This window comes from Streptomyces sp. JK94 (genome assembly GCF_053613315.1).
This window is the reverse complement of record NZ_JBSICH010000001.1, coordinates 64027-76526: the sequence shown is the minus strand read 5'-3', so window position 1 is coordinate 76526 and position 12500 is coordinate 64027. Positions and strand designations below refer to the sequence as shown.

At 70.4% G+C, this 12500-nt stretch carries 12 protein-coding genes and 1 pseudogene; 9 read left to right on the top strand and 4 right to left on the bottom strand.

Annotated elements, in window-relative coordinates; genetic code table 11:
- Positions 1-52: 52 nt before the first annotated feature.
- A complete protein-coding gene (locus ACVV2G_RS00345; protein ID WP_453840500.1) occupies positions 53-472 on the bottom strand; it encodes an organic hydroperoxide resistance protein in 420 nt (139 codons plus the stop codon).
- 116 nt (positions 473-588) lie between these two features.
- Positions 589-1611, bottom strand: coding sequence for an NADP-dependent oxidoreductase (locus ACVV2G_RS00340; protein WP_453840499.1), 1023 nt, complete (start codon positions 1609-1611; stop codon positions 589-591).
- Positions 1612-1738: 127 nt separating this feature from the next.
- Here ACVV2G_RS00340 and ACVV2G_RS00335 point away from each other — a divergent pair, with 127 nt between their 5' ends.
- Complete coding sequence (locus ACVV2G_RS00335; RefSeq protein WP_453840498.1) at positions 1739-2194, top strand: MarR family winged helix-turn-helix transcriptional regulator; 456 nt, start codon at positions 1739-1741, stop codon at positions 2192-2194.
- A gap of 21 nt (positions 2195-2215) precedes the next feature.
- Here the strand turns inward: ACVV2G_RS00335 and ACVV2G_RS00330 are convergent.
- Positions 2216-2410 (bottom strand): annotated as a pseudogene (locus ACVV2G_RS00330) (UTRA domain-containing protein); the annotation flags it as partial.
- Between ACVV2G_RS00330 and ACVV2G_RS00325 the strand changes: the two are divergent.
- Positions 2319-2906, top strand: a complete 588-nt coding sequence (locus ACVV2G_RS00325) for an ATP-binding protein (RefSeq protein WP_453840497.1) — start codon at positions 2319-2321, stop codon at positions 2904-2906. The pseudogene ACVV2G_RS00330 and the gene ACVV2G_RS00325 sit on opposite strands and share 92 nt — an antisense overlap.
- Positions 2907-2946: 40 nt before the next feature.
- On the opposite strand, the gene ACVV2G_RS00320 is transcribed toward ACVV2G_RS00325, so the two are convergent.
- Positions 2947-3726: an SCO2400 family protein gene (locus ACVV2G_RS00320; RefSeq protein WP_453840496.1), complete on the bottom strand. Its 780-nt coding sequence runs from the start codon at positions 3724-3726 to the stop codon at positions 2947-2949.
- Positions 3727-3940: 214 nt separating this feature from the next.
- Between ACVV2G_RS00320 and ACVV2G_RS00315 the strand changes: the two genes are divergently transcribed.
- The 7 genes from ACVV2G_RS00315 to ACVV2G_RS00285 all read left to right on the top strand — a co-directional run bounded on the left by ACVV2G_RS00315 (position 3941) and on the right by ACVV2G_RS00285 (position 12497).
- A complete protein-coding gene (locus ACVV2G_RS00315; protein WP_453840495.1) occupies positions 3941-5107 on the top strand; it encodes a mandelate racemase/muconate lactonizing enzyme family protein in 1167 nt (388 codons plus the stop codon).
- Positions 5104-6108 carry a zinc-dependent alcohol dehydrogenase gene (locus ACVV2G_RS00310; protein ID WP_453840494.1) on the top strand — a complete coding sequence of 335 codons (1005 nt, stop codon included), beginning with the start codon at positions 5104-5106 and terminating at the stop codon, positions 6106-6108. Before ACVV2G_RS00315 ends, ACVV2G_RS00310 begins: the two co-directional genes overlap by 4 nt.
- Positions 6109-6239: 131 nt before the next feature.
- Entirely contained in the window at positions 6240-7211 is a 972-nt protein-coding gene (locus tag ACVV2G_RS00305) for a hypothetical protein (RefSeq protein WP_453840493.1), read from the top strand.
- A 139-nt stretch (positions 7212-7350) separates the two neighbouring features.
- A complete protein-coding gene (gene chvE, locus ACVV2G_RS00300; protein WP_453840492.1) occupies positions 7351-8460 on the top strand; it encodes a multiple monosaccharide ABC transporter substrate-binding protein in 1110 nt (369 codons plus the stop codon).
- A 32-nt stretch (positions 8461-8492) separates the two neighbouring features.
- The gene (gene mmsA, locus ACVV2G_RS00295) at positions 8493-10043 is read left to right on the top strand and encodes a multiple monosaccharide ABC transporter ATP-binding protein (protein ID WP_453840491.1); all 1551 of its coding nucleotides are present in this window, start codon (positions 8493-8495) and stop codon (positions 10041-10043) included.
- Complete coding sequence (gene mmsB, locus ACVV2G_RS00290; RefSeq protein ID WP_453840490.1) at positions 10040-11284, top strand: multiple monosaccharide ABC transporter permease; 1245 nt, start codon at positions 10040-10042, stop codon at positions 11282-11284. The genes mmsA and mmsB overlap by 4 nt, the downstream gene beginning before the upstream one ends.
- Before the next feature lie 64 nt (positions 11285-11348).
- Positions 11349-12497 (top strand): aldose epimerase family protein, encoded by a 1149-nt coding sequence (locus ACVV2G_RS00285; RefSeq protein ID WP_453840489.1) that lies wholly within the window; start codon positions 11349-11351, stop codon positions 12495-12497.
- Positions 12498-12500 lie beyond the last annotated feature (3 nt).

Sequence of the window (12500 nt, the reverse complement as noted above, 5' to 3'; positions counted from 1 at the left end):
CACCCCTGGACGCGGGATGCGGCCTCCGGCCCGTGGTGCGTGACGGTGCCGGTCAGGCGAGCGTCACGGTGATGTCGCCGCGGGCCGCCTTCGAGTAGGGGCAGACCTGGTGGGCCTTCTCCACCAGCGACCGCGCGGTGGCGGCGTCCACGGCCGGGATCGCGGCGGAGATCTCGACGACGAGGCCGAACCCGTCGTCGTTCCTGCCGATCCCGACCTTCGCGGTGACGGTCGAACCGGTGACGTCGGCGCCCTCCTGGCGGGCGACGACGGCGAGCGCGCCCTGGAAGCAGGCGCTGTAGCCGGCGGCGAAGAGCTGCTCCGGGTTGGTGCCGGCGCCGCTGCCGCCCATCTCCTCGGGCGGGTTCACGACCACGTCGAGCTTGCCGTCGTCGGTGGCGACCCGGCCGTCGCGGCCGTTCTCGGCGGTGGCCACGGCGGTGTAGAGGACCTCGGACTGCTGAATCGGCATTGCGGTTGTCTTCCTCCTCGGTCCGCCGTGACTCGCGCCCACGATCACGACGGATTTCGGAAAGACGCTACCGCATGCCGGAAGCACAGTGAAGGCCGCTCTCCCGTACGCGGGGGTCAGAGCTTGACGATCATCTTGCCGGTGTTGTCGCCGCGCAGGACACCGAGGAAGGCCTCCAGGTTGTTCTCGATGCCCTCGACGACCGTCTCGCGGTACTTCAGCTCACCGGAGCGGACCCAGGGGCCGACCTCCTGGACGAACTGCGGCTGGAGGTCGTAGTGGTCGCCGACCAGGAAGCCCTCGATCCGGCCGCGGGTCTGGATCAGGCGGGCCAGGTTCTTCGGGCCGGGGGCGGGCTCGGTGTTGTTGTAGACGGAGATCGCGCCGCAGATCGCGATGCGGCCGTCCCGGTTCAGCGAGCCGATGGCGGCTTCCAGGTGGTCGCCGCCCACGTTGTCGAAGTAGACGTCGACGCCGTCCGGGGCGGCGGCGCGCAGCTGCTCGCTCACCGGGCCCTCCTTGTAGTTGAAGGCGGCGTCGAAGCCGTACTCGTCGACGAGCAGCTTGACCTTCTCGTCCGAGCCGGCCGAGCCGATGACCCGGGAGGCGCCCTTCAGCTTCGCGATCTGGCCGACCTGGCTGCCGACGGCACCCGCGGCGCCCGAGACGAAGACGGAGTCGCCCTCCTTGAAGGCGGCGGTGCGCAGCAGGCCGGCGTAGGCGGTGAGGCCCGTCATGCCGAGGACGCCGAGGTACGCCGACAGCGGCGCCGCCTCCGGGTCCACCTTGACGGCGCTCTTCGCGTCCACGGCCGCGTACTCCCGCCAGCCGAGGAAGTGCAGGACGTGGTCGCCGACGGCGACGCCCTCGGCGCGGGAGGCGACGACCTCGCCGACCGCGCCGCCCTGCATGGGCTCGCCCAGCTCGTAGGGGGCGACGTAGGACTTGGCGGAGCTCATGCGGCCGCGCATGTAGGGGTCGACGGAGACGAAGAGGTTGCGCACCAGCACCTGGCCCTCGCCGGGGGTGGGGAGGTCGGCCTCGACGAGGGAGAAGTCCTCGGGCTTGGGCCAGCCGACCGGGCGGCTGTCCAGGTGCCATGCACGGTTGACGGTGGGGAGAGCGGGGGAGTCGGTCATGAGGAGCCTTTCCGGCGCGTGTGCGGATACGTCGATGTCTTCGATGATGCCTTCGATGTTTCAGCCTCTGAAACAACCATGCGACTGAACATTTCAGCTTGTCAAACAAATGGGTACCCTGGTTTCCATGGCCACACCACGCGACACCACCCGCCGACCCGACGCGCTCACCCTTGAGGTCGTCGAACTGATCGGCGAGGTCGTCGCCCGGTTCCACGCCGACTACGAGGAGGCGGCAGCGGAACGCTCCCTGACCGGGGCGCAGGCCAAGCTGCTGAGCCTGCTGTCGCTGGAGCCGCTGCCGATGCGGAAGCTGGCGCAGAAGCTGAAGTGCGAGCCGTCGAACGTCACGGGCATCGTGGACCGGCTGGAGGCGCGGGGCCTGGTCGAACGGCGGCCCGACCCCGCCGACCGGCGCGTGAAGGTCGCGGCGGCGACGGAGGAGGGCCGGCGGGTGGCGCGGGGTCTGCGGGAGTCACTGCGGTTCGCGCGGGAACCGCTGGCGGGACTGTCGGAGCAGGAACGGGTCGCCCTGCGGGACGCGCTGCGGAGGATGCTCGGGGCGGACTCGGCGGAGGGCTGACCCTCACCGCATGTCGAACCCTCACCGCATGTCGAACTCGTACTGCAGCTCGTAGAGGTGCCCTGCCTTCACCATGACCGTCACCTCGACCGGAATGCCTCCGTCACCGTGGACGACCCGGAGGGTGCGCAGGACCGGCGTACTACTGGTGAGGCGGAGGGCCCGGTACTGCTCCTGGGTCGGAATCCGCGCGGAGACCCGGTCAGCTTTCGTCCGTCAAGTCCTGACGGAATGGGGTCACACCGATCGACCGGACGACGTAACGCTCTGCGTCTCGGAGTTGGCCACCAACGCGCTCCTGCACGGAGCGCCGCCCGGCCGGGAGTACCGCGTGAGTCTCGCGCTCGACGGCTCGGTGATCCGCCTCGCCGTGCGGGACAGCGGTGACCGACATCTGAGCATCGACGCGCCTCAGGCCGACGTGGAGGCGTGCTCCGGACGCGGTCTGCGCCTGGCCCGGGAGGTTGGTGACGACATGGGGGTCACGCAGGACGTCGTCGGCAAGAGCGTCCGGGTGGTCTTCACAACCGTGTCGCCGAGCGAGTGCGCCGGGGACGCCGCCTGCCGACGCGCGGACCGGCCTACGTGCACTTCCGCGGTCATAGTGCCGTCCGCACGACAGGGCCTCGTCCAGCACCTCGGGGCACCCCCTCGCCACAGTCTCCAACGCCTCCTCGCGGGTGTGGGGGGACAGCGCCCGGCGGAGCAGTGATCTCGCCTCGGGGAAACGGCCGCAAGTGGACGCGGAACGCCTACGTGCACCACCACAGGAAGCGGTCGCACGTCTGGGTCGGGGTGGGGTCCGGTGATGCCGACGGGGTGGGCGCCGTGGCCGGAGGCGGGTCGTCCGGGGGCGTCGACGGGGGGTCCGGAGACGGGTCCCCGGCCGGCTCCGACGCCGAGGGCGCGGACGGGCCGCCGGTTCCGTCCGGCGCCTGCGGGCTCTCCGCCCCGGTGGACGCCGACTCCGACGCCGAGGACGAGGTCGACGCGGAGGACGAGGACGACGCGGAGGACGAGGACGACGGCGAGGCGGAGGCCGAGGAGGAGGAAGAGGCCGAGGTCTCGGCGGACGGGGTGTCCGAGGGTGCGGTCGTCCTCGACGTCCCGTCGACCGGTACGGCCGACGTCTCCCCCGCCTCCCGCGTCACCCCGCCGTCCGTCGTCCCGCCCCCGGCCGCCGCCGGCTTCGCCGCGGAGCCCTGGGCGTCCAGGCCGAGTTCCGCCAGGCTCAGTCCGCCGGCCGCCAGGACGAAGCCCGCGGCGACGAACAGGGTCCGGCGGCGGCGCCGGCGGTGCGCGGCGGCCTTGCGGTCGCGGCGGCCGGCCCCGCCGCCGCGGGTGTGGCCGCCGGACTCACCGGCCGCGTCCACCTCGCCCGCCTCGTCGGCCTCGTCGGCGGTTCGCGGCGCGGGCCCTGCGCGCTCGGGCACGGGGGCCTCGGCCGGACACGGTTCGTGGGCGGGGGTGCCGCAGCCCGGGCAGGCGAGGGCGCCGTTGAGGTGCCGTCGGCACGGGTGGCAGTAGTCCATGACGCGGGAAGGTTAAGTTCCGCAACTGCCGTGTTCCCAGAGGCGGCTGTGGAGGTTGTGTGGGAAAGCGGCCGGAACCGCCCCGCGCCGGTTTTCGACACTGCCGAAACCGTTATACGTCCGACCCATTGACACCCCCGCCGCCACCTCCTTACTGTCACGCCAGCATTTCGAACGAGTGACGAAATATCGAACACAGCGAAGGGCAACCGCCGTGCGCATCACCGGAATCAGCACACACGTGGTCGGGACGCCGTGGCGCAACCTGACCTACGTCCAGGTGCACACCGACGAGGGAATCACCGGAGTCGGCGAGACCCGGATGCTGGGGCACACCGACGCCCTCCTCGGCTACCTGAAGGAGGCCGAGGCCAACCACATTCTCGGATCCGACCCGTTCGCTGTCGAGGACCTGGTCCGCCGCATGAAGTACGGCGACTACGGCCGCGCCGGCGAGATCGTCATGTCCGGCATCGCCGTCGTGGAGACGGCGTGCTGGGACATCAAGGGCAAGGCGCTCGGCGTCCCGGTCTGGCAGCTCCTCGGCGGCAAGGTCACCGACAAGGTGAAGGCGTACGCCAACGGGTGGTACACGACGGAGCGGACCCCGGAGGCGTACCACAAGGCCGCGCAGGGGGTCATGGAGCGCGGCTACCAGGCGCTGAAGATCGACCCGTTCGGCACCGGACACTTCGAACTCGACCACGAGCAGACCCTGTACGCCGTCTCGCTGATCGAGGCCGTGCGGGACGCCATCGGGCCGGACGCGGAGCTGATGCTGGAGATGCACGGCCGGTTCTCGCCCTCCACCGCCGTGCGGCTCGCGCACGAACTCGCGCCCTTCAAGCCGGCCTGGCTGGAGGAGCCGGTCCCGCCGGAGAACCTCAAGGCGCTGCGGAAGGTCGCCGACAAGGTCGACATCCCGGTCGCCACCGGTGAGCGCATCCACGACCGGATCGAGTTCCGCGAGCTGTTCGAGGACCAGTCCGTGGACATCATCCAGCCCGACGTCGGCCACATCGGCGGCATCTGGGAGACCCGCAAGCTCGCCGCCACCGCCGAGACCCACTACACGCTGGTGGCCCCGCACAACGTGGGCGGGCCGGTGCTGACCGCCGCCAGCCTCCAGGTCGGTTTCACCGCGCCGAACTTCAAGATCCTGGAGCACTTCAACGACTTCGCCGACGCGGAGATCAAGAAGGTGGTGAAGGGCGCGCCGGTGGTGGACCCGGAGGACGGGTGCTTCCACCTGTCCGACGCCCCCGGTCTCGGCGTCGAGCTGGACACCGACGCGGCGGCCGAGTTCCCGCAGCAGCAGGCCCGGTTCGACCTGTGGGCCGAGGGATGGGAGCAGCGCAAGCCCAAGGGGACCGGGGCATGAGCAGCGCGGTCGTCATCGACGCGCCGGGCGAGCACCGGCTCGTGCCGCACGAGCCGCGCGAGCCCGGTCCCGGCGAGGCGCTGGTCCGGGTGCACGCGGCCGGGATCTGCGGCAGCGACCGCGAGGTCTACCAGGGCAACCGGCCCGAGGGGTACGTGCGTTACCCGCTCACGCCCGGACACGAGTGGTCCGGGACCGTGGAGCGGGTGGGCGCCGGGGTGCCCGCCGCCCTGGCCGGGTGCGGGGTCGTCGGCGAGGGGTTCCGCAACTGCCAGGTCTGCGACCGCTGCCACGCGGGCGAGACGACGCTGTGCACGGCGGGGTACGAGGAGACGGGCTTCACCCGGCCGGGGGCGATGGCGCCCACGCTGACCCTGCCGGCCCGGCTCCTGCACGTCCTGCCGGACGACGCCGACCTCACCGCCGCCGCCCTGCTGGAGCCCGCCGCCTGCATCGCCGCCGCCGCGCTCAAGGCGAACGCCCGCCCCGGCGAGCGGGTGGCCGTCGTCGGCACCGGGACGCTCGGCATGTTCGCCGTGCAGTTCCTGCGCGCCGCGTCGCCGGGCGAGCTGCTGGTCGTCGGTACGCGCGCGGACCGGGAGGCGCTGTCGCGGCAGTACGGCGCGACCGACTTCCGGACCAAGGACCAGCCCCTGGCCGACGACTTCGACGTCGTCATCGAGACCGCCGGGTCCACCGACGCCGCCCGGACGGCCGCCGCGCTGCTCCGCAGGGGCGGGCGCCTGGTCCTGACCGGCATCCCGGCACCCGGCGCCGACGGGCTCGACCCCACCGACCTGGTGGTACGCCAGCTGGAGGTGCACACCGTCTTCGGGGCGCCGCCGGACGCCTGGGCGCACACGGTGCGGGTCTTCGCGGCCGGTCTGCTCGACCCGCGGCCCCTGGTGACGCACGAGCTGCCGCTCGACGGATTCGCCGAGGCCATCGAGCTGGTGGGCTCCGGCGACCCGAAGGTCGGCAAGGTGCTGCTCCGCCCCTGACACCGCCCCGAGCCGTACGCCGGTACGGGGGCGACCTGACGGCCTCCGTACCGGCGTACCCCCCTCCGCACGGGCTTCTCCTCCCCAAAGCCGCGAACCCCGTCCGAAATACCGAACATTAAGGACAGCTTGTGACCGACGCTTCCGCCCAGGCCGCCGCACGCAGGCCCGGCGAGCAGGCGCTCGCCGCGCTCGGCCTGGCCGCGCCCGCCCTCGACCCCGCCGACGCCTCGCCGCACTCCTTTCCGGGCGGTGGCCGCTGGCGCACCGAGATCCCCTCCTGCGAGGGGCCGGAGGCGCTGGGGGTGGTCCTGAAGGAGTCCTCACGGCTGGACGTGCCGATCCACCGGATCAGCCAGGGCAGCGGCGTGTGGATGCTGACCGACGCCGAGATCACCGAGATGGTCGAGGCGACCGCCGAACGCGACATCGAACTCTGCCTGTTCACCGGGCCCCGCGGCACCTGGGACATCGGCGGCTCCACCCGGACCGACTCGGGCGGCGCGGGCCTGCGCGCCCGCGGCCACGACGCGGTCGCCGGATGCGTCGAGGACGCCGTGCGCGCCACCGAGCTGGGCGTGAAGTGCCTGCTGGTCGCCGACGAGGGCGTGCTGTGGACGCTGCACCGGGCGCGCGCGGCCGGCCTCGTCCCGGCCGACACCACGCTCAAGCTGTCGGCGCTGGTGGGGCCGGTCAACCCGGCCTCGTACGCGGTGTACGAGCGGCTCGGCGCCGACTCCATCAACGTGCCCAGCGACCTGACGCCGGACCACCTTACGGAGATCCGGCGGGTTTCGGCCGCGCCCATGGACATGTACATCGAGGCTCCCGACGACCTCGGCGGCTACGTACGGATGTACGAGGTCGCCGAGCTGATCCGGCGCGGTGCTCCGCTGTACCTGAAGTTCGGCCTCTCCAAGACGCCCGGGATCTACCCGTACGGACACCACCTGCGGGAACTGACGCTGGCCGGCGCCAAGGAGCGGGTGCGCCGCGGCCGGCTCGCGCTGGATCTGCTCGCGCGGCACGGGGCGGACGGGGACATGGCTCCGCTCGGCTCGCGGGAGCCGGGCACGCTCCACCGGTTCGACATCTCGTCATAACGTTCCGGAAAATCTCTTCACAAAAGAAGACACGCCCGCGCACAATCCCACACACCTGCTCTCGGTCGATCCACCTCAGCACTCCCCGCGTGCCGGCACCACCCGACCGAACCCTGCACCGACATCAAGGATGATGACCATGCGCAACCGCAGAGCCGCACTCGCCGCGATGGCCTCCGCCGCCTCCCTCGCCCTCACGCTGACCGCCTGCGGCCAGAGCGGCGAGGGCGGCAGCGAGGAGGACGGGAGCGGTGCCGGAGGCGGCACGATCGGCATCGCGATGCCGACCAAGTCGTCCGAGCGCTGGATCGCCGACGGCGCCAACGTCGAGAAGGAACTGAAGGCCAAGGGGTACGAGACCAAGCTCGTCTACGGCGAGGACGACCCGGACCAGCAGGTCTCGCAGATCGAGAACATGATCACGCAGGGTGTGGACGCCCTGATCGTCGCGGCGATCGACAACAAGTCGCTCAACAACGTGCTCCAGCAGGCCAAGGAGGCCGACATCCCGGTCATCTCCTACGACCGGCTGATCCTCGGCACGGAGAACGTCGACTACTACGCCTCGTTCGACAACGAGAAGGTCGGCGAGCTGCAGGGCGGCTACATCGTCGACAAGCTCGGGCTGGAGGAGGGCGAGAAGGGCCCCTTCAACATCGAGCTGTTCGCCGGCTCCAACGACGACAACAACACCAAGTACTTCTTCCAGGGCGCGATGAACGTCCTCAAGCCCTACCTGGACGAGGGCGAGCTGGTCGTCCGGTCCAAGCAGACCGCCCTCAACCAGGTCACCACCCTGCGCTGGGACGGCGGCACCGCGCAGAAGCGCATGGACGACCTGCTCACCTCCAGCTACCGCAGCGACCGGGTCGACGCGGTGCTCTCGCCGTACGACGGCATCTCCATCGGCATCCTGTCCGCCCTGAAGTCGGACGGCTACGGCTCCGGGTCCAAGCCGATGCCGGTCGTCACGGGCCAGGACGCCGAGGTCGCCTCGGTGAAGTCGATCATCGCGGGCGAGCAGACGCAGACCGTCTACAAGGACCTGCGCCAGCTCGCCAAGGTCGCCTCGAACATGGTCGACGCGGTCCTGAACGACAAGAAGCCCGAGACCAACGACACCACGTCCTACGACAACGGTGCCAAGGTCGTCCCCGCCTACCTGCTCCAGCCGGTCAGCGTCGACAAGGCCAACTACGAGAAGGTCCTCGTCGAGGGCGGCTACTACAGCGCGGACGACCTCAAGTAACCGGGCGAGAACAAGGATTGGAAGGCACGACCATGGCGGGACCCGTCCTGGAGATGCGCTCGATCGTCAAGACCTTTCCCGGTGTCAAAGCGCTGTCGGACGTCACGCTGACCGTCCGCCAGGGCGAGGTCCACGCCATCTGCGGAGAGAACGGCGCCGGCAAGTCGACCCTGATGAAGGTGCTCTCCGGTGTCCATCCGCACGGCAGCTACGAGGGGGACGTCCTCTTCGACGGCGAGACCTGCCGCTTCAAGGACATCCGGGCGAGCGAGCAGCACGGCATCGTGATCATCCACCAGGAGCTGGCGCTGGTGCCGTACCTGTCCATCGCGGAGAACATCTTCCTCGGCAACGAGCACGCCAAGCGCGGACTGATCAACTGGAACGACACCCTCAGGCACGCCACCGAACTACTGCGCCGGGTCGGTCTCGACGAGCACCCGGAGACCCGGGTCGCCGACATCGGCGTGGGCAAGCAGCAGCTGGTGGAGATCGCCAAGGCGCTGTCGAAGAAGGTGAAGCTGCTCATCCTCGACGAGCCGACGGCGGCGCTCAACGACGAGGACAGCGGCAAACTCCTCGACCTGCTCCTCCAGCTGAAGGAGCAGGGCATGACGTCGATCATCATCTCGCACAAGCTGAACGAGATCCGCCGGGTCGCCGACTCGGTCACCATCATCCGCGACGGGCAGTCCATCGAGACCCTCGACGTGAGCGCGGCGGAGACGACCGAGGACCGGATCATCAGCGGAATGGTCGGCCGCGACCTGGAGAACCGCTTCCCGGAGCGGACCCCGCACCAGCCCGAGGAGGGCGCGGCACCCGCCCTGGAGATCCGCAACTGGACCGTGCACCACCCCATCGACCAGCAGCGCAAGGTCGTCGACGACGTGTCGGTCCAGGTGCGGCGCGGCGAGATCGTCGGCATCGCCGGGCTGATGGGCGCCGGGCGCACCGAGCTGGCGATGAGCGTCTTCGGCCGCACCTACGGCCGGTACGCGGGCGGCACCGTCCTCAGGGACGGCACCGAGATCCGCACGAAGACCGTCCCGGAAGCGGTGAAGCACGGCATCGCGTACGTCACCGAGGACCGCAAGCACTACGGCCTCAACCTCATCGACACCATCAACCGGAACATCTCGCTGACCGCGCTGGGCAAGGTCGCCAAGCGGGGTGTGGTCGACGAGCACGGGGAACGGCAGGTCGCCGAGGGCTTCCGCACGTCGATGAACATCAAGGCGCCGAGCGTCTTCGAACCGGTGGGCAAGCTGTCCGGGGGCAACCAGCAGAAGGTCGTCCTCAGCAAGTGGATCTTCGCGGGTCCCGAGGTGCTGATCCTGGACGAGCCCACGCGCGGCATCGACGTGGGCGCCAAGTACGAGATCTACACGGTCATCGACCAGCTGGCCGCCCAGGGCAAGGCGGTCGTCTTCATCTCCTCCGAACTGCCGGAGCTGCTCGGCATGTGCGACCGCATCTACACGATGGCCGCGGGCCGGCTCACCGGGGAGTTCTCGCGGGCCGAGGCTTCGCAGGAAGCGCTGATGCGTCAGATGACGAAGGACAAAGAGGTATCCCGATGAGCACGGACCTGACCGCCAAGAGCCCGGCCCCCGCGCCGTCCGGCCGGGGCGGGGGCACCGCGGGCGACGGCCTGCTGCGGCTGGTGCTGGACGGCATGCGCCGGAACATGCGGCAGTACGGCATGCTGATCGCCCTCGGCCTGATCGTGGCGCTGTTCGCGGTCTGGTCGGACGGCGACCTGCTGCTGCCGCGCAACGTCTCCAACCTGGTGCTGCAGAACAGCTACATCCTGATCCTCGCGATCGGCATGATGCTCGTCATCATCGCGGGCCACATCGATCTGTCGGTCGGCTCGCTGACCGCGTTCATCGGCGCGATGGCCGCCGTCCTGATGGTCGAGAACGACCTCGCCTGGCCCATCGCGGTGGTGCTGTGCCTGGCCATCGGCGCCGCCGCGGGCGCGATGCAGGGGTTCTTCATCGCCTATCTCGGCATACCGTCCTTCATCGTGACCCTGGCGGGCATGCTGCTCTTCCGCGGTCTGACGGAGATCTTCCTGGAGGGCCAGACCCTCGGCCCGTTCCCGAAGGACCTGCAGAAGATCGCCAACGGCTTCCTGCCCGAGGTCGGCCCGGACACCAACTACCACAACCTCACCCTGCTGCTGGGCTTCGCCCTGATCGCGTTCGTGGTGTACCAGGAGGTCCGCGACCGCAAGCGGCAGCAGGAGTTCGCGCTCGACGTCCTGCCGGCCAGGCTCTTCCTGCTCAAGCTGGTCGCGCTGGTCTCCGCCGTCCTCGTCGTCACGCTGCTGCTGGCCAGCTACAAGGGCGCTCCGATCGTGCTGCTCATCCTCGGCGCGCTGGTCGTCGGCTTCGGCTACCTGATGCGCAACGCGATCATCGGCCGTCACATCTACGCCATCGGCGGCAACCTGCCCGCGGCCAAGCTGTCGGGCGTGAAGGACAAGAAGGTCACCTTCCTGGTCTTCCTGAACATGGGCATGCTCGCGGCCCTGGCGGGCCTGGTCTTCGCCGCCCGCTTCAACGCGGCCTCTCCCAAGGCCGGCCTCAACTTCGAGCTGGAGGCCATCGCCGCCTCGTTCATCGGCGGCGCGTCGATGAGCGGCGGCGTCGGCACGGTCCTCGGCGCGATCATCGGCGGTCTGGTCCTGGGCGTGCTGAACAACGGCATGAACCTCGTCGGCATCGGCACCGACTGGCAGCAGGTCATCAAGGGCGCGGTGCTGCTGGCGGCCGTCGGGTTCGACGTGTGGAACAAGCGCAGGGTCGGTTCGTAGGTCCCCCCGGGCCCCGCCGACCGAGGCGGGGCCCGCTTCTTTCCCGGAAGTACAGGAGCCGCACATGGAACTGAGCAGACGCACGGTCATCGCATCGGCGGCCGCCGCCGGCCTCGCCGCCTCCGCGGCCGGTGGCACGGCCCACGCCACGGGAGGCAGGAAGCCGGTGAAGGAGCCGTTCGGCACGCTCGCCGACGGCACGAAGGTGTACCGCTGGTCGCTGGAGAACGGCGGCACGCGCATGAAGGTGCTGTCCTACGGCGGAGTCGTCCAGTCCCTGGAGCTCCCCGACCGGCGGGGCCGCTACGAGAACGTCTCGCTGGGCTTCGACGGCCTCGACGACTACGTGGCCTCCAGCCCCTACTTCGGCGCCCTGATCGGCCGCTACGGCAACCGCATCGACGAGGGCCGCTTCACCCTGGACGGCACGGCGTACCAGCTCTCCGTCAACGACGGCGCGCACTCGCTGCACGGCGGCGCCCAGGGCTTCGACAAGCGGGTGTGGGACGTCGAGCCGTTCGCCCAGGGCCCGGACGTCGGCCTGGTGCTCCACCACGTCAGCGCCGACGGCGAGATGGGCTACCCGGGCACGCTCAGGGCGAAGGTGACGTACACGCTCACCCGGCGCGGCGAGTGGCGCATCGACTACGAGGCCACCACCGACAGGGCCACCGTCGTCAACCTCACCAGCCACGTCTACTGGAACCTGGCGGGCGAGGGCAGCGGCACGATCGAGGACCACGAGCTGTCGATCGCCGCGTCCCGCTACACCCCCACCGACGCGGGCCTGATCCCGACGGGCGAGCTGGCGAAGGTGTCGGGCACGCCCTTCGACTTCCGCCGGGCCAAGCCCGTCGGCCGGGACATCCGGGACGCCCATCCGCAGCTGGTCACCGCCAAGGGCTTCGACCACAACTGGGTCCTCGACAAGGGCCTCACCGACCGCCCGGAGCACGTCGCCACCCTGCGCGACCGCGCCTCCGGCCGCACCCTGCGCATCGCCACCGACCAGCCGGGCCTGCAGTTCTACTCCGGCAACTTCCTCGACGGCACCCTGACCGGCACCGGCGGCTCCCTCTACCGCCAGGGCGACGCCCTGTGCCTGGAGACGCAGCACTTCCCGGACTCGCCGAACCAGCCGTCGTTCCCCTCGACGGTGCTGCGGCCCGGCCGGACGTACCGGACGACGACGGTGCACTCGTTCGACGCGTGAGGA